This is a genomic window from Halotia branconii CENA392, from assembly GCF_029953635.1.
GTDB lineage: Bacteria > Cyanobacteriota > Cyanobacteriia > Cyanobacteriales > Nostocaceae > Halotia > Halotia branconii.
On record NZ_CP124544.1, the window covers coordinates 57,049 to 75,154 of the forward strand.

The 18,106-nt window shown below is 38.9% G+C and carries 17 protein-coding genes and 1 riboswitch; of the genes, 5 read left to right on the forward strand and 12 right to left on the reverse strand.

Going from position 1 to position 18,106, the window contains the following annotated elements:
* Window positions 1–13: 13 nt before the first annotated feature.
* The 7 genes from QI031_RS30630 to QI031_RS30660 form a co-directional block, all read right to left on the reverse strand.
* On the reverse strand, window positions 14–469 hold the full coding sequence (locus tag QI031_RS30630) for a hypothetical protein (RefSeq protein WP_281486357.1): 456 nt from the start codon (window positions 467–469) through the stop codon (window positions 14–16).
* A gap of 6 nt (window positions 470–475) precedes the next feature.
* Window positions 476–1,336 carry a class I SAM-dependent methyltransferase gene (locus tag QI031_RS30635; protein ID WP_281486358.1) on the reverse strand — a complete coding sequence of 287 codons (861 nt, stop codon included), beginning with the start codon at window positions 1,334–1,336 and terminating at the stop codon, window positions 476–478.
* Window positions 1,337–1,521: 185 nt separating this feature from the next.
* On the reverse strand, window positions 1,522–1,947 hold the full coding sequence (locus tag QI031_RS30640) for a QcrA and Rieske domain-containing protein (RefSeq protein ID WP_281486359.1): 426 nt from the start codon (window positions 1,945–1,947) through the stop codon (window positions 1,522–1,524).
* Window positions 1,948–2,085: 138 nt separating this feature from the next.
* Window positions 2,086–2,475: a hypothetical protein gene (locus QI031_RS30645; RefSeq protein WP_281486360.1), complete on the reverse strand. Its 390-nt coding sequence runs from the start codon at window positions 2,473–2,475 to the stop codon at window positions 2,086–2,088.
* 341 nt (window positions 2,476–2,816) lie between these two features.
* Window positions 2,817–3,281, reverse strand: coding sequence for a hypothetical protein (locus QI031_RS30650; RefSeq protein ID WP_281486361.1), 465 nt, complete (start codon window positions 3,279–3,281; stop codon window positions 2,817–2,819).
* Window positions 3,265–4,323 (reverse strand): cobalamin biosynthesis protein CobW, encoded by a 1,059-nt coding sequence (gene cobW / locus QI031_RS30655; RefSeq protein WP_281486362.1) that lies wholly within the window; start codon window positions 4,321–4,323, stop codon window positions 3,265–3,267. Before cobW ends, QI031_RS30650 begins: the two co-directional genes overlap by 17 nt.
* A gap of 114 nt (window positions 4,324–4,437) precedes the next feature.
* On the reverse strand, window positions 4,438–5,427 hold the full coding sequence (locus QI031_RS30660) for a methyltransferase domain-containing protein (protein ID WP_281486418.1): 990 nt from the start codon (window positions 5,425–5,427) through the stop codon (window positions 4,438–4,440).
* Window positions 5,428–5,519: 92 nt separating this feature from the next.
* Here QI031_RS30660 and QI031_RS30665 point away from each other — a divergent pair, with 92 nt between their 5' ends.
* A complete protein-coding gene (locus QI031_RS30665; RefSeq protein WP_281481729.1) occupies window positions 5,520–6,860 on the forward strand; it encodes a transposase in 1,341 nt (446 codons plus the stop codon).
* Window positions 6,861–6,919: 59 nt separating this feature from the next.
* Here QI031_RS30665 and QI031_RS30670 read toward each other — a convergent pair whose 3' ends face one another.
* The 5 genes from QI031_RS30670 to QI031_RS30690 all read right to left on the reverse strand — a co-directional run bounded on the left by QI031_RS30670 (window position 6,920) and on the right by QI031_RS30690 (window position 12,501).
* A complete protein-coding gene (locus QI031_RS30670; RefSeq protein WP_281486363.1) occupies window positions 6,920–7,174 on the reverse strand; it encodes a hypothetical protein in 255 nt (84 codons plus the stop codon).
* 439 nt (window positions 7,175–7,613) lie between these two features.
* Window positions 7,614–7,756, reverse strand: a riboswitch (cobalamin riboswitch).
* Between the two features lie 208 nt (window positions 7,757–7,964).
* The gene (locus tag QI031_RS30675) at window positions 7,965–8,204 is read right to left on the reverse strand and encodes a hypothetical protein (protein ID WP_281486364.1); all 240 of its coding nucleotides are present in this window, start codon (window positions 8,202–8,204) and stop codon (window positions 7,965–7,967) included.
* A gap of 62 nt (window positions 8,205–8,266) precedes the next feature.
* Entirely contained in the window at window positions 8,267–8,479 is a 213-nt protein-coding gene (locus QI031_RS30680) for a chlorophyll a/b-binding protein (protein WP_281486365.1), read from the reverse strand.
* Between the two features lie 254 nt (window positions 8,480–8,733).
* Window positions 8,734–9,915: an MFS transporter gene (locus QI031_RS30685; protein WP_281486366.1), complete on the reverse strand. Its 1,182-nt coding sequence runs from the start codon at window positions 9,913–9,915 to the stop codon at window positions 8,734–8,736.
* A 78-nt stretch (window positions 9,916–9,993) separates the two neighbouring features.
* Window positions 9,994–12,501, reverse strand: a complete 2,508-nt coding sequence (locus QI031_RS30690; RefSeq protein ID WP_281486367.1) for a TonB-dependent siderophore receptor — start codon at window positions 12,499–12,501, stop codon at window positions 9,994–9,996.
* Window positions 12,502–13,473: 972 nt separating this feature from the next.
* Here QI031_RS30690 and QI031_RS30695 point away from each other — a divergent pair.
* The 4 genes from QI031_RS30695 (at window position 13,474) to QI031_RS30710 (ending at window position 18,065) form a co-directional block, all read left to right on the forward strand.
* Complete coding sequence (locus QI031_RS30695; protein WP_281486368.1) at window positions 13,474–15,051, forward strand: long-chain-fatty-acid--CoA ligase; 1,578 nt, start codon at window positions 13,474–13,476, stop codon at window positions 15,049–15,051.
* A gap of 93 nt (window positions 15,052–15,144) precedes the next feature.
* Window positions 15,145–16,401, forward strand: coding sequence for an MFS transporter (locus QI031_RS30700; protein ID WP_281486369.1), 1,257 nt, complete (start codon window positions 15,145–15,147; stop codon window positions 16,399–16,401).
* 54 nt (window positions 16,402–16,455) lie between these two features.
* The gene (gene scoE, locus QI031_RS30705) at window positions 16,456–17,334 is read left to right on the forward strand and encodes a (3R)-3-[(carboxymethyl)amino]fatty acid oxygenase/decarboxylase (RefSeq protein ID WP_281486370.1); all 879 of its coding nucleotides are present in this window, start codon (window positions 16,456–16,458) and stop codon (window positions 17,332–17,334) included.
* A gap of 173 nt (window positions 17,335–17,507) precedes the next feature.
* Window positions 17,508–18,065, forward strand: a complete 558-nt coding sequence (locus QI031_RS30710; RefSeq protein ID WP_281486371.1) for an FcoT family thioesterase — start codon at window positions 17,508–17,510, stop codon at window positions 18,063–18,065.
* The last annotated feature ends 41 nt before the right edge of the window (window positions 18,066–18,106 follow it).

Sequence of the window (18,106 nt, forward strand, 5' to 3'; positions counted from 1 at the left end):
TTTTGGATGAGTTTCATTGTGTTTTTGTTCTTGTTAAAAGGGTATGCTGAGGTTGAAATTCTGCCCATTCTTTGCATACAGTTTGATAACATTGCGAGGGTGTAATTGGTAAATTAGTTAAATATAAAAAAGCAGCTTGATTCCCGTATTCCAACAAAAACACAACATCTTTTTGAGGATTATATTTATCTACAGCTTCGAGAATATGTGCATTCATGAAGTGTTTTTGCAGCAGTACGGTATCGGGTGCTGCTAACCAAGCATTTAAGAAAGCTGCAAGATTTTTACGCGGGATAAAATGGTCTTTAAATGTTTCACCAGCAATACTTAAATGCGGAGAATTAGTGCTGCAAATTACCACACCACGTTCTCCTCCTAAATAACCAACCCAAGCGTTGTAACCAATTGCTAATATATTGGTGGCGATAAAAGCTTGTTGCCAATCTTGGGTGTTTATTTCTGTGGTCATTTTCAATTAAACTCCTTTAGATAACTGCCAAAGTTGAACGGAATAACACAGATGGTTTTCAAAAATAGTGCGTGCTGCTAACCCCTCAGCAATTGGCTTTTCCAACCAACGCTTAAATGCCCAACGACCGAGTGTGTATAATGGTGGGACGGCGATCGCCACCAAATCTGCAATATATTTGATGGTAGTTAGCCCAAAAGTACCGAATTTTTCAACACACAAATCAATTGTTGGTGCAATATGGGTGGAGATGTCCTCAGTCTTGATTAACTCGAACCCAGCTTTTAGTAAAGCCGCTTGGAGTTCACCAGCGACATGACAATTGGAAAAGATACCCTTTTGGTATTCAGCATGAGAACGCATCATATCTGCAAGCAGCAGGTAGCCACCGCTATGTAGTAAACGAGCCGCACCTTCGGCTAAATCGTCAACAGCAATATATTGACTGCTTTCACTCAACAGAACTAAATCGTAGGAGTTTGAGGTGTGAAAATCTTCAAATCTCGTTAAATAGAAAGCTACTTGAAAGTTGGTATTCTTGATAAACTTTTCTTGCTGGAGTGTGTCAGGTGCTAATCCCTCAACAATGAAACCGCGATCGCGTAAATACACTGCATTCCCACCAATCCCGCAGCCGACATCCAGCACAGTTTTTATACCCTCTGGAATAAAACTAAAAAGCTTGGCTGCATAAGCTTCCTGCGCCGCACGCAGACGAGTTAGAGTCAATTCCTCACCCACAGTAGGTAGTGGCTCCCAATACCCGTAATGGAGATAGGAGGAATTTGTAAGTCCCATGTAATAATCTATCGCCGCATTTTGGTAGCGAGTCGATTTGGGAATATTGATTAGTTTTGGTTTTTGCATTTATAAAATGGTAGAAACAGTGACCGAAGCCCCGTTGGGGTGGGAGTAGGGAGTAGGGAAAGAGATAGCCCAAATATTGGAGTGGATCTTTGATTAACTAACGTATTACTATTAGCAAATTGCCACATAATAATTTTATTAAAAACTTAAAGCCACAAATAAAAACTGAGATTATTAATTACGAATTACGAATTACGTTTCACAATAACTAAATTGCCTTCTATTTTTGTCTCGTAATTTGATAGTGGTTTTGTAGCTGGCCCCATTTGCACATTACCATTGGCAGCAAATTCAGAAGCATGACAAGGGCATAAAAATATCTTTTCTTCTGCAAGCCACTCTAATGTGCAACCCATGTGAGTGCAGGTAGGGTTCACAGCCACTAGATTTTTGCTTTTAGAAGTACCAATTACCAATACTGAACCAACAGATGAGTTTTCATTTAATAGCTGACCAGTTTTATCCAATTCGGCAACTGTTCCTACTGGTTGCCAATCTCCAGATGTTGATGATATTGCTGTAGTTTCTGGAGCATAAGCCACAACTTTTTCAGGTAGGCTACTTGCCAAATAACCTAAACCAAAGCAAGTAATAAAGTCACGACGTTTCATATTATTTAAGTTTTATAGAAACAATTTATTGCACTCTGAAACTTCTAAACACAAAACTGTAAAACAGTGAGGGAAGAGAGAAAAACTCTTCCCCTATCCCCTACTTTTGGAAAGATAAAAAACCAAGGAAATTAAATTCTACGGGAGGCTATTCCGCAGACGGCGTAAACAATTTATCGATGCAGCACAATCACAACCAAACATAGCTACAGCAGCATCACTTTCTGCATCCGTAACCCCAAGCAGAGCCTTTTCACTGTCATCCGATGTAACATCAATTTCTGCTACGCCTTTTTGCAAATGAGATAATTCTTCAGCATGAGCGCAGAAAAACTTACCGAGTTTCGGATGTCTTACACAAGCTTTTTGGTCTGATGCTGATACTGGTGTAGTAGCAGCATCAGGACGGTCTACTGGTTGCGGATTTACTGGTTCACCAGCTGTGGTCACTTTACTGGTCATTACCAATGATGCTAGGGACATCAAAGCTGCGGATTTGGTAGTTAAAGTTATTAAAACTTTCTTCATACAATTGTCCTAGAAGTAGGTTGACAATTAAGGTTAATGTTCTCTCAGCTTGGTAGGGGAATGATGTTTTCTAAAAACCTAGATCCTCGAAGCAATTCACCCATAATATACACCAGAAAATAAATTGCTATCTAAGATTCACATATTCTTGAAAAAGTAGTTGTAAAAAATCCAAGTAAAATCTTTTATTTTTCACTTTGTATCTCTTACATTGATTTATTTCCCAAACAGGAAGTTTTCCTGTTTTATATACTTAATAGCTACTTGGTAGAGAGATAGCAATCGATTATACTCCAACTTTCACGCATCGCAACTATATATGTTGATATCCTGTATATCTTCTATGGCGTTAAACTTGGTTTAAATTCTGACCAACGCTTGCGAACTTGTTCGTAGCAATCGGGTGGAGTAATTTTTAGTTGGTGTAAAAAATTCACCTCAAATTGAGGATCTGCCTTTAGCACCAAAAGAATATCTTGATGGGGATTGTATGTTGCAACTGCTGGGGAAATTGATGAAATCATGGATGAGCAGATTGATTGCGATATAAATCCGCAATCCTGAAACGAACGCAAGTAAAACCCAATCAGATCGGAGGGGAGAAATTGCAGGGTGAAGGGAACTGTATCAAGACTTGTATTTGTAGGGTGAGTAACTTTAGTATCCACATCACAAATGACAACTCCTCGCCCAAATGACTGAAATCCCTTCCATCCGGTGTAACCGATTACCAGTAGATTATTATGAATAAAGTTGTTTTGCCAGTAGCCGAAATTTCCTTGCCAAACACTATTGGATGGTCGCACTTACTTCCTCCCCCAACACCAATGATTCAATGCGAACCTGATTGAGTTCCTGTCCAATGAATACTAATCTTGTTTGACGGAGTTCGTCGGGTTTCCAAAGACGATCGTAAAAGTAGTCAAATCGATTACCAACACCCTGTAATACCAGACGCATGGCTTTGTTTGGAACTACTACAAATCCCTTAATTCGATAAATTTCTTGCTGCTGCACCAATGTTTGCAAGCGTTTTACTAGGACAGTTGGCTCAAATGCTTGGTCTAGCAGTAGTTGTACTGCATTAATTCCTTCATCATGTTCGTGGTCTTCTTCAGTATCGTGATGACTAGGACGACTATCTAAGTTGTCTTCTACCGCAGCGTTGAAACCGAGTAACAAATCGCCACTGATTTTACCATCCTGGCAAGGAATGATTTTTACACCAGGGGATAAGTTCTGCTTTAACCAATCCTGTACTCTAACCTGCGTTTCTTCATCAACGCGATCGCTCTTAGTCAGCAATACTAGATCAGCACAAGCCAGTTGATCTTCAAACAGTTCCTCAATGGGTGTTTCGTGTTCTAGACTAGAGTCGGCTTGTCTCTGTGCTAAAACGGCTGCTAAATCACCTACATATTGATTAGTTGCCAAAGCTTCACAGTCAACCACAGTAATTACGCTGTCTACGGTAGCGCCTGTGCGAATCTCCGGCCAACGAAATGCTTGCACCAATGGTTTTGGTAGTGCTAGTCCAGAGGTTTCAATCAACATACAATCAAGGCTCGCGCGTCGCTTCAACAATTCTTGCATCGCTGGGAGGAATTCTTCTTGCACCGTACAGCACAGACAACCGTTGGTGAGTTCAACAATATTACTGTTGGAGTCTTCTTCATCGTCACATACTTGGCAATCACGTAAAAGTTCGCCATCAATTCCGATTTCTCCAAATTCATTCACCAAAACAGCAATGCGTCGTCCTTCATTGTTTTGGAGTAAATGGCGAATTAACGTCGTTTTGCCTGCGCCGAGAAATCCTGTAATTACTGTGACGGGAATTTTTTGCATATAAAGTGTGTCGTTTGTTGATTAATTTTGCGATGTGCAGAAAGAAGTTTTAATCGCAGATATCACGCAGTCAGTTGGTGTTAAAATCCAAATATTTATCACTAGCTGCGATCGCTACCTAACCAAGCTTGAGGGATTTTGGTTGGCAAAGTTTCTGTCCATCAATTCTGTGTGTGAGTTTGCCCGCACAGCCCGGAACATTCCAAATCGACATAGCCCTGCACCAAACGCCAAACGCATCAGTAAAAGCGTTGGCACTTCGCGCACAGACTTGACAAAACCAGACAGCCCAAAACGCACTAATCCCTGTGGTCGAGCTATCCCTTGCCAAATCGAATCGAACCAAGAAGGAAGGGTTTCTTGAGTCCAGTCTGCCGTAATTACCTCCCCCTCAACTAATTCTGTCTCCGCCAAAAGCTCAGAAAAGCCTTCAATACTGGAAAAAGCTGGATGAGACCACTGTTCGAGCAGTTGCCGCATTACTGGTTTCTCCCAAAAATTTAGGGGTTTTTGGCGGTCATCTCTCTGATTCCAGTCAGCTACAACCAAGACCCCACCAGGCTTTAGCACCCGCATTAGTTCTCTAGCAAAAACGGTTTTATCTGGCATGTGGGGGCCTGCTTCGATTGACCAGACTACATCAAAACTGGCATCTGGAAACGACAATGCCATCGCATCATCGACCGCAAACTGGGCATTTAGCCCAAGGGGTGTTAACTCCTGGGCGCGGTTAACCTGAATAGGACTAATGGTAATCCCTGTGACAGCAAATCCATAATCTCGCGCTAAAATCCGGCTGCTACCCCCGATCCCACAGCCAACATCTAAGACGGTAGTACCAGGAGGTAATTTTTCTAAACCTCCCCATTTAACCATTTCATGCACAAAATCAGATTTAGCAGTCAAAAAATCCTTTCGTCGTGGCGGCGAACCGTAATGACCGAGGTGAATGTGTTCCCCCCAATAAAACTCTAGGATGCCGTCAAGCGTCCATTGGTCGTAGGAATTGGCGACTGTGGCTGAGGATTCATACTTGCGGGCAGTTAGGAAATAAGCCGCAATTCCAATCACCAAAATCAGAAGAAAACCAATTACAGAATCAATACCTTCGCCAAAAAAAGAGTATGAAGAGAGAGGGCGCTTTGTAGTAGAGTTGTTGTCTTCCCAAACGACAACTCAAAAGCTACAATTCGCCCATGTTGGACATCCTATCACTGTTACAATGCCTGCTACCGCAGATCAACGCTACGACGATGCGCCGAATGAACCAGATCATCATGGCCATGTTAGCAATGAGCGGCCGAGCCACCATGTTGGGAATTTCTCGTTGGACAGACATTGGTGGTAGTTATCGGACAATGTTGAGATTTTTTCATACAGTAATACCTTGGGCAACATTGTTTTGGCTGTTTTTTCGTAAACATTTATGGCGAAAGGATGAAGTATATTTGCTTGCCGGAGATGAAGTTGTAGTCAGCAAGTCGGGTAAACAGACTTATGGGTTGGATAGATTCTTCTCTAGCCTAGTAAACAAACCTATATCAGGGCTATCTTTCTTTGTCTTGTCGTTAGTAAGTGTTGAGCAAAGACAGTCATTTCCGATTCAAATAGAACAAGTAATCAAGAGTAATACTAAAACAAATATTCAGTTGTCAAGCGAAAAAATAAAAACCAAAGAAAAACGTGGACGTGGACGACCAAAAGGGAGTAAAAACAAAAATAAAACCGAAGTGATATTCACATCTGAACTATTGCTAATTAAAAAGATGATTAATTCACTATTCAAGTTAGTAGCTAATTTTATTCCCCTAACATACTTGGTAGTAGATGGTCATTTTGGTAACAACAACGCTTTACAGATGGCACGACAAGTGAACTTGCACATAATTTCCAAGTTGCGCCACGATTCAGCATTATATATCCCTTATGAAAATCCTGACTATCATAAACGCTCTCGTCGTAAATACGGTGACAAACTAGACTATAGTAATATACCTGACAAATATTTATCTAAAAGTAGCATTGAGGATGAGATTCAAAGTGATATTTATCAAGCCACTCTCCTTCACAAAGAATTTGCCCAAGCTCTAAATGTAGTGATTTTAGTCAAAACCAATCTTAAGACTAATGTTCGTAGCCATGTAGTTCTATTCTCCAGTGACCTGGAATTATCATTTGAAAAAATAATTGATTATTACAAACTCCGCTTTCAAATCGAGTTTAACTTCCGTGATGCAAAGCAGTTTTGGGGGTTGGAAGATTTTATGAATCTGAGGCAAACTGCGGTAACTAACGCTGCTAATTTCGCATTTTTTATGGTTAATTTATCTCATCATCTTCTCGCTGATTTTCGCCTCATTAATCCCGGCTCCGGCATTATTGACCTTAAGGCTCATTATCGTGGCTTTCGATATATCCATGAAATTTTAAAAATGCTTCCAGAAATCCCTGAGCCTATTTTATTAAACCAGATTTTTGCCAAGCTTACTTCTTTAGGACGCATTCATCCCGTTTCTACGGGCGTTGAACCCTCGTAATTTGGCAGAGGTATTGAGAATATAATAAAGTTGACATTTTTTTGAATGCTCCTATACACCTATTTGAGTCGAGCTAATGGTTTACTCATGGCTGCTCGTCCTGAATCAGACGAGCGATGTCGTAACCGCCCGACGGATGCAATCGCAATATAAATCATCCGATACATCGACATTGCAATGTTTTGAACATCTTGAATAATTTTCCCTTGAGGTAGACTGGGCTTGTGTTTATCTTGGAGGAGGGCCGTTTGTTTGACAAAGGGATGAATAGCAGTAGGAATCTTCCCAGTTCGGTGAAGATAGAATTTCGGCATGATGATTAACCGAGTCAGAATTTAACTAAAATACAGAGAAGTTATGCACGCCAGAGATAGCGATGAAAAGTTAGTGCCATACCTCGTTGAAAATATTTCTCTTTATCAAAGTAAAAGAAATACCTGAATACTCACAAAGTAATTACTGTAAGACTTACACAAATAAAGGCTTCGTCATTGCGACCATAGGGAAGCAATGACGAAAATAAGTTAGTTTTGCGTAAGTCCTGTACTAATTGAAATTTAATATTAAAGCTTCGGATACCTCGGCTACGCTCGGTACAAGTTCTTTCAGCTTTAACGTTGAGCAAAGTTGAGACATTAATTACTTATTTCGTGGAAAGCCGCCACTTGTAGCGTTTTTATGTGCAGTGCTTTCAAAATATCAAACCTAGCGATCGCCATGTAATAAACCATCCGTGCCTCGCAGATGTACAAAATTTACAAGTCAACTTCGGCGGGCATTCTGACTCACAAGGTAAACCTTGATTACAGCTGCGGGACAATGCCGGATTCGCACCGGACTTTCCCCCTTACCTCTAGTGGCTGACCCCCACTAGAACCGAGTTGCTATTGAGAAAATAGTACCACAGCAATGATGCTGAAATTCAGCAGCTACTTAAAACGTAAAGTAATCCCCACCGTACCAAAATCAGCAAAAGCTAGGACGATCGCATAATTAAGAATGAAAGCTAATCACCAGACATACCCAAATACTAAAAGAAGTCTTGGTTATAGCAACCAAGACTAAAGAGCGAATTTATTCAATTGAACACGCTTACACAATTGCTTATCCCAAATTACTGAAGAAAGTCCCCCAAATGGTTCCTGTTACTCCCACAGCAATTAAAAGGTTAGTGAAAAACTTGCCTAATTCAGTTGATTCTCCCAGTACTTTATCATCTTGACCTGCACTGAAAAATAATGACCAGGCTTGGTTAACGTTAATTGTTTCAAAGTTGTTGAAATCGGGTCTAAAAACAACGGGGCCAATTAAATCTTTTTTAGGGAAATCAAAATCAGTTTTCATAGCAATCCTCTGGTAATTTTTTATCGGTTAATTGAGTGAAATTCTTAAATATTCAGATTTAGTTATAGGTTTGTCAGCCATCCAATCAAGCCGTGTCCTGTGACAACTTCTACAGCTATGAGTGAGACAAAACCAATCATCGCCAAACGTCCATTGAGTTTCTCGGCGTACTCGGTAAAACCTGCTCTTGGGGTTTTATCTACATAAACCTTTGGTTCAATTGCAAAGTTGTTGAGTTGACCGAGTTCGTTCATGGTAAAGCCTTTGCTTGTCATGTCTTTTTTCCTTTACTTGCTTATGTAACTAAATATAACAATATGTAAATATTTTTTGCAAGCGCTTGACACGAATAAAAATGACGGTTATCCGTACTAAAAGAAATCGAAGATACCGTAACTTTCGCGTAGCGTCTCCGTTGTGGGAGAATCGCCTCTGACAATTTAAAGAACATGATTAGTAGGACTTTGGTCAGGTTTTTTAACCAATCCGATGTAGCGAGAGGGCTGTATACCTTGTAAATGTGTTGCTTCTATGACCGCAAGTTGATTATTAGTAATACGCTCAATAAACTCAAGGCTGCACTAATGATAAACATAAACGTATATCCCGTAGCACTGGCGATCGCACCACTCAAAACTGAAGCAGCAATTCCGCCAATGTATACTACTGACACCTGAAATGTATAATCAGTAGCGGCTGTTGCAGGTTCGCATTTATCCATCATGGCACTTAGTAATGCAGTATATGCCATACTTTGGGCTGCATTGACTGTGATACTAACAGCATACAACACAGGTAAACTACTGATACCAATTGCAGGTATGATATACAAAAGTGTCACCATGCTTGCAGCAAAGCCAAATAGAGCTAGAGAACGTAATCTTCCCCAGTGGGTAATCAAAACTCCTGCAATTAAAGCACTAACAATACGGACACTGTAACTGACAATACCCAACATTAAGCCAATATCTGAGAGCGACAAACCTCTATCAACAAAAAGTGGACGGAGCATTGTACCTGACATCATTTCGCCTCCCATATATAGCAATACTACGAAAAGCCACGGTAATGCTTTGGGACGCGAGAGAAAGTTGATAAAAGGTTGAAAATAAGATTTAAAAAATTTTGATTTCTGAGATTTATTACTAATTTTTTCTTTATATAATATTACTGGAATTAAAGTCAGAAAAATTACAACTGACATGATTATCAAGCTATACCGCCAGCCGATTCTATCTAGTAAAATCAGCGCTCCACCTCCACCAATAATAGCGCCAAAAACATTTCCCCCAGCTTGAATAGCGTTTCCTAGTCCTCTTTCTCGCGGTTCGAGTAAATTTACTGCTAACGCATCAGTTGCAATGTCTTGGCTGGCGGAGAATAAAAAAGCGAGAAACATACAAAAAACTAAGATATTGAAATTCTCTTGAATATCAATAAATCCACATCCAAATGTTACAAGTGCTAACAAAACTTGAAAACAGATAATCCAACCGCGATAACGTCCTAACCTTGGCAAATGGTAGCGGTCAATAAAAGGCGACCACAGAAATTTTAAGGCTGAGGGAAGAATGAGAAAACTTAACAACCCGATAGCATCCAGCGACATATTTTGTTGTCGCATAAAAACAGGTACGGTTTGGATAAAAAAGGTTGTCGGAATGAATTGAGTAGTATAAAGTGTGGCGAGTAAAATTAATTTAGTAAGCATAGCAATATGCAGAGGATAACAAATCAAACAAAAATAGCGACATAAAAAATAATCTTTCCCATCGCTACAACAATTAAATTAGAAATTAGCTTTAACTTGCACGCCATAGGTCACGGGATCGCCAAATCCTGCGGTTCCATCTGGTACTGGGAATAAGTATCCAGAGGTAATATAACGAGTATCAAACAAGTTATTTGCATAGAGGTAAATGCCATATTTCTCAGCTTCGTAACCGATGCGGGCATTAACTAAGGCATAAGGTTCTTGCTTGATTTGGTTCGCATCATCAAAATAAGTAATCCCATAACCACGCAATTCTGCACGAGCAAATAAGCCGGACTGACTGCGATATTGAGCAGCTAAATTGTAAGTAAATTGTGGAGAAAGGGGAACTTGATTATTGCTTAAGTCTACACCTGTATCGGAATTTAGGTAGTTTTTGTATATACTATCTACATAACCAACTGATGCAGTTAAATCGAATCCTTTAGCTGGTTTTGCTTTCAGTTCCAATTCTACTCCTGTAGCTTCCAGGTCAACGTTGTTAACTCTGCCAAAAAAACCACTCTCGTCATATTGCAAAACTTGATAATTATTTACGTCATTGTGAAAGACTGATAGGTTAGCAATTAAACGATTATCAAGCCAAGAAGATTTCAAACCCACTTCATAACTCCAGGTTTTTTCTTCTCCAAATCGCAGTTCTGCTTCGCTATTAGCGCGATAGTTTAATCCCCCCGGTCTATAACCTTTGGCAATAGTCACGTATCCCATTAAATTAGGATTGAATTGATATTTCAAACCAAAGCGAGGGATCAATTCATTGTTGCTGATTTCATCTTTAAATTCTGGACGCTGGGGAGTTCGAGTTCCGTCAGCGTTTATAGATTCATAAGTACTATCTGAAGATGCATCACTAGATTCGTAACGCAAACCAGCAAATACAGTTAATGGTTCTATCAGCTGATAATCTACTTGTCCAAATACCGCGTATGTTTGACGATAATCGTCTCCAGTACGTCTAAATCTTCCAAATCCAGGAAAGTCGGTTTGAGCATTGCCAACGTTAAAGTCACGAGATTCGTAGTAACTACCTAACAACCATTGAAAACGCTGAGCTGTTTCTGGAGATTGGAAACGTAATTCTTGCGTCCATAATGTGGAGTCAATACCATCAATAATTTGTATGGCTCCTGTGCTTCCCGGAACAACGTTTTCTTGACGGGTAAAACGACGTGCGGTGATAGATGTGGCTCGGAAACCCTCGCCGTTGTAACCGATTTTTAAAGCTTGGGTATTTGTATCTAGCTTACTATATCCTTCGGTTTGTAAATTAACCTCGAATGGGTCACTAGGATTTAGCTTGTTGTAGGTTGGATTACCGTCATCTGTAAAGCTGTTATAGCTATTAAAAGATACTGTCCAATCCGGTGTAGGTGTCCATAAAAGTTGCGCTCGTGCAGCTAGGCGCGATCGCTCGCCTATTTCATTACCTGTAGCTAGGTTCCTAATAAATCCATCCTGTCCTCTGTAAGCTCCCGCAATTCGCAGTGATAGTTTATCGTCAACCAAAGCATCGTTGAGAGAAAATTGGAATTCGCGGCTGTTAAATCTACCGTAACTTGCACTAAGTCGTGTTTCTGGTTCTGGCGTTGCTTGTCTGGAAGTGATATTGACGACCCCACCAGAACTATTTCGGCCGTATAGCGTACTTTGAGGGCCTCTTAGCACTTCTATTTGTTCTAGATCGACTAAAGCCAAGTCTAAAAAGCCGTTATAGTCAATTGGAATATCATCGATGTAAAAGGCTACGCTATCCTGAGCGGTAAGAAAATTTTGATTGTTCAAACCCCGCAAACTGTAATTACTAAACTCTGTACCACCGGAAGATGTGGGAAGAAAGTTAAAGTTAGGCGTTTGATTGGCAATATCAATCAAAGAATCGATTTGAGCATCTTCTATTTCCTGACGAGGGATTACCGTAACACTAATAGGTACATTCTGTGCATTTTCCGGTCGTTTTTGGGCGGTAACAGTTAGTTCAATATCTGGTTCATTAGGTTTTTGGCTATCGGCTGAAGGTTGAGTTTCAGGTATTGTTGGTGTCACCCCTAAAACTAAACCTTCATCGCTGTCAAATAGTTCTACTTTTGGAGCTTGTGTTGTCCCCATTATAGTAATTTGGATACTATTTGCATCCTGGTTTGCCGCTAATACTTCTGTAATTCCTGCAACTGGCTTTTCTTGACGGAAGGTATTACCACTTGCTAAACGCAGTTGTGCATTGGGAATATTTGCAATAAAGCTATTACCTTCTATTTTAGTTGTGGCTTGTAGCTTGTCAGATACAGATGTTTCTAAAACAACTTCTAACCCACTAGCCGTCTGATTCAACTTTATCCCTGTTACTAGAATAGTAGACTGTTGTTGAGCTAACCATTCCTTCACACTTGTATTAGTCAGTTGAATATCTGAAAGTTGGAAAATTTGACGATCTTCTTTTGTTACAGCTAAAGCTTGTTGATTTATAAATATGACAAGTATGATAGCTAGTCCTGAATTTCCCAGTAGATACAGTTTCCTCATTTAATCCTCACACCAAAAAAGTCATCTAAAATTGTCAACAAAAGTTAATAAAAATAAAGCTGTCAGTAGTAAATCAACTAAAGCGTTTATGTGCTAAATTGTTTGGCTTTGTGGTAAATGTGTCAAATGACAACCTGTCAAACTTCTAAATCGCGTTCTAGCTTGAAAATTACTTATTGATTAATTATTCTTATAGTCGAGACAAGTTGATTGAGATACCTTTAAAACTCTTAACAAACAAGCATTTAAGATTAATTTGACTTATTGTCAAATATCAAAATTTTTTTATAGAAAAATAAAAATATATAAGATCAATTATCAACAAATACGCTAACAATAGACAGTAGTATTTAATACTATAGTTTTTTTATACGTATCAAAGCTTGAAAACAGATTATAAACAACACACCTAATCTCTGAATTTTTTGCTGGACAAGGATATTGATGAAAAAACAACCTAAATTTTGAACTACCAAACGCTTGCTATTGAGGGATTATTATACTCTAAATACGTTGGAATGGATAAATGGTTAAAGTATATTTTTTAACTTCTAATTAATTTGAAGAAAAAAATCAAATAGTCAAAGCTAATATGTACTACTTTATACTCATTGTGATAAACAGATTTTAGATTGACAATACTCTAAAATCTGTATTAGCTTAAGCTACATTGTTTTAAAAATGAAATAAAAGCGGTGAAATTATTAGACAATTTTAGTGTTCTAATTTAGTAATGTTAGTAGAAAATAGTTGATATTATGCACACGATACTAGCTTTAAAGTTAAAAGTTGTGTATAAGATAATGCTTTAAAACTTGAAATCGCAGAATTTCTTTCAGTCGATTTGCGGAACTTAGTTGAGTATCTGATATAAAAAAGCAAATTTTTTACTTTTTACTGCTGCTAGCAATAGATTCACATAGCTTGTTACGACTACACAAAAAAACCTAAGCAATTTTCTGAGAAATGTCGATGATGTATAACAGTGAAATAGCAACGTTGGCAGATTTACCGCGCGTGCAAGCACGTAAACTTGCAAACGCTAGGGCATTGATATTTAAGGATAAGTCACTTACATATATACAATTAGATAGGCGAAGTAATCAGGTTGCAAATTCACTATTAACTCAAGGAATTAAACCAGGTGCGCGAGTAGCATTTTTAGCTAAAGATTCACTTAAAAGTTATGAAATTTTATTTGCTTGTTGCAAAATAAAAGTTGTTTTTGTACCGATTAATTGGCGTTTAGCTGCTGGGGAAGTCAGCTATATTCTTAGGGATGCTAATGTTGAAATTCTGTTTGTTGGGGCGGAATTTTATCAGTTAGTAGAATCGATTAGAAATGAGATTGATAGTGTTAAAACCATTATTGCTTTAGAAAAAGTTGACAGCAATTACCTAAGTTACGATATCTGGTCTCAGGAACATAGTGACGAGTCACTAAACATTGTTGTTACAGCCAATGATGTAGCTGTACAAATGTATACTAGTGGCACTACAGGAAGACCTAAAGGTGTCCAACTAGGACATTATAGTTTTTTTGCGATCGCTAAAGAATTTGCTCAACGAAATCAAACTTGGATAAATTGGAACGAAACTAACAACAGTTTGCTAACCTTATCTTTATTCCATATCGGTAGTTTATGGTGGGCTATTCGTGGTTTAGCAGCAGGAGCCGAAAATATTGTCTTAGAAAATTTTATCGGGGTTGAGGTTCTCGAAGCAATTGAAAAGTACCGCATCACTAAGACATTTATGGTTCCAGCCATGATTCAAGTTTTGTTGAACGAACCATTATGCCAAAAAACAGATTTTTCATCACTAGAATACGTTATTTATGGCGGTTCTCCTATAGCTGAATCATCTCTCAAAAATGCGATCGCCACATTTGGTTGTAATTTTGTACAAATATATGGAATGACCGAAACTGGTAATTGTGCCGTCTCTTTACCTGCACAAGACCATACATCTACAAATAAAAATATCCTCAAAGCTGCGGGTAAACCCTTTCCTGGTGTATCAATAGCCATCATCAACAGTGAAGGTAAAAAACTATCTTGCTTTGAAGTGGGTGAAGTTTGTATCAAATCTCCTGCAAATATGATTGGTTATTGGAAATTACCTGAAGCTACAGCAAAAACCTTAGTCGATGGCTGGATTCATACTGGTGATGCTGGTTATGTTGACGAAGAAGGCTACGTTTATATTTGCGATCGCTTTAAAGACATGATTCTTTATGGTGGTGAAAATGTCTATCCAGCAGAAATTGAAAATATTTTATACGAACATCCAGCTATTAGAGAGGTAGCAGTCATTGGTGTTCCAGATGAAGATTTTGGAGAAGCAATCAAAGCGATTGTGGTTTTAAAAACAGGAATGAAAGCAACCGCATTAGATATTATTAATTTTGTCCGGGGGAAAATTGCTGATTTTAAGTTACCGAGAAGCGTTGAGTTTACTGAATCTTTGCCAAGAACGCCTAGTGGTAAATTACAAAAGGCTAAGATCCGAGAGAAATATTGGCAAGGCTATGAACGTCGTGTGAATTAAAGGGAGCATCCCAAATGTTTGGGTTTATTTGTAAACGCCCAGGAGCGCAAAGCAGGGGATGCCCAATGACCAATGACCAATGACAAATGACTAATGACCAATTCTAAAATTCCGCTTTGGAAACCGTTAACTGTACGCAACTTTTTACTTCTGTACATTGGTGAAACTGTTTCGCTTCTGGGCGACCAGTTTTACATAGTTGCATTGCCTTGGTTAACGATACAGTTAACTAACTCTGGGATTGCGTTAGGTACTGTGTTAATGAGTGCAGCAGTTCCCCGTGCTGTTTTGATGCTGTTTGGTGGTGTAGTGAGCGATCGCTTTTCACCACGATTAGTGATGTTGGTTTCCAATGCTTTACGTGGGTTACTAGTCGTTTTATTTGCAACCATCGTTGCGTTGAAAATGACTCAACTATGGCATATTTACTTTTTTGCTGCGGGCTTCGGCATATTTGATGGCTTTTTTATACCTGCATCTAAATCAATTATCCCCAGTTTGGTTTCAAAAGAACAGTTAATAGCAAGTAATACCTTGAGCCAAGGAACTTCCCAACTGATTTTGCTGATTGGGCCGGCTTTGGGTGGGTTGCTGATTGCAACTGCTGGGATTGAAATAGCATTTGTCATTGATGGGATAACTTTCGCCATCACAACTATGACGCTTTTGCTGATGAAGGGAACAACAGCAAAAGTCACAGCATTGAATGGGGAATTAAATCAAAATTCTACGTCAACTAAAAAAACTATGAATTTGATTGCTGGTATGCGTGAGGGATTTTACTACGCATGGCGCAATCAGCCTCTGAGAATCTTTTTGCTGGTAATGGTAATCCTCAATTTTCTCTTTATTGGGCCATTACAAGTTGGGATGACTTCACTAGCTCATAGTCGCTTCCCAGGTGGTGCAGTAGCTTTAGGAATATTGCAATCAGCTTGGGGTGGTGGTGGGTTAATTGGGACACTCACACCTCAATTTGTCAAAAATCTTCCCAACATCGGAGTTTTACTGCTGACTATTGCGAGTGTTCAAGGCTTTGGTTTATTTTTACTTGGCTTTATTGGCAATATAGGACTAGCTAGTATCACAATTGCAGTGCTGGGATTTTGCAGTTGTATTTTTACTGTGGTAGGAATTACTTGGATTCAGAAACAAACCCAACCTGAAATGTTAGGAAGAGTGATGAGTTTGGGAATGTTTTCTGCTTTTGGTGTTGCTCCTATTTCCTTTGCTTTAGCTGGTTTCTTAGTTAATTTAAATCTGACAATTATGTTTACTGTTGCGGGTAGTATCATGCTACTTACAAGTCTTTGTTTGGTAGCAAATTCATCAGTACGTAAGATTAGTTAACTGTATAAATCCGGTTTGATTTATTAATTTTCCCGTGAAGCGAGTGAGAAAAATATGAAAGTTCAATATCAAGACAATCAGCGAATGGGAGTCGTTGTTTATGACTTTAATTACAAAACTGCTTCAGATGGAGATATTGAGGATCTTAAGCAACTGATATATGAATACAAAATTGTGGTAATCAAGGAGCAAGATTTATCACCTGATGAGTATTGCGATTTTGGGTATCGTCTTGGGGAGGTAGAAAAATACTATCAGCCGATGTATCACCATCCAGAAAGGGAAGAAATTTTTGTTTCCTCCAATGTTTCTGAGAATGGTCAGCAAGTGGGAGTTCCCAAGACTGGGAAATTTTGGCACGCTGATTATGCGTTTATGCCAAGGCCATTTGCATTTTCAATGGTATATCCTCAAATCCTTCCTAGTAAGGAGCGTGGCACTTACTTTATTAATATGTCCAAAGTATATCAAAGTTTATCAGATGACCTGAAAGCGATCGCCAATGAGTCGAGTTGTTATCACAGTGTCAGACGTTTTTTTAAAATTCGTCCTGAAGATGTTTATCGTCCGATTTCGGAAATATTGGATGAGATTGAACGAGTCACTCCTCCCGCAAAGCATCCAACGACTTTTACTCATCCCGTTACAGGAGAAACCATCCTCTACATTACTGAGGGGTTTACTTATCGCATAGATGATTCAGAGGGAAAACCGCAAGATATAAATATTCTCCAAAGGTTGTTGACTCATTCCGGTCAGTTAGACAAAAGTTTTAAATATCCATTAATCGAACACCATGAATTTGAATTAGGGGATGTGCGGATTTGGGATAATCGCTCTCTAGTACATTGCGCCCACTATGCGTCAAATTCAGAACCAGCCATTACATTTCGATTAACCCTACACGATAGCTATCCATTTTATCAGTTATAGAGCAATTGCATTCTCACTACTCAATTTCAGTCCTAATTTTCGCATTATTCTTTGCGTCTTTGCCTGAGCTTTTCAACCGAATACTCAACAACGCCAAAATATTTGCAAAAAGTCTAATCCAGAGGTTTGTAACCTGCTCATAATTATTGGTCATTCAATCAGGATAAAATATCATGTTAAAGTTTCAAGATTCAAGTCAACAAAGCATCCAAGAAAATAGTATCCACTTCAACAATGATGATATCTTACTAGCACAAGTCCTCAAACCTTATAAAGCTAATTGTCAGTATCTTAAATCTGCTGAAGTAATTAAAGAGAGCGATCCTCAGCATGGGGGACGTGTAATCGGACGATGTGAATTCTCGATTTCAGAATCATGTTATATCGATGACACTGGTCATTTTAATTCGGTGGAGTTCAATATTTGCTACAACCAAATGATGTATTATGTCATAGCTAAATCCGTAAAAGAAAGACTGATGGCATCATTTCAGTCGTGGACTATGGCAGATTATTGGAATAAACAGCTACCGGATGTTTATATTGTGAATTTTGAAAGTTCCTTTCGACGTGCTATGCAGTCTTCTAAGTTTTGGGGTGAGATTGAGTTTACTAATATTCGGATTAAATCTGGGATGATGTATATAGTTACTAAATGTCGTTATTGGGATGATAAAGATGGTAATTGCAGTGGTAATGTGAAATTAGTTATTGTAAATTCTCCGCAATAGTTTAACTCTAATTAATCCATTTTTCACGTTCTAGGCGCAGA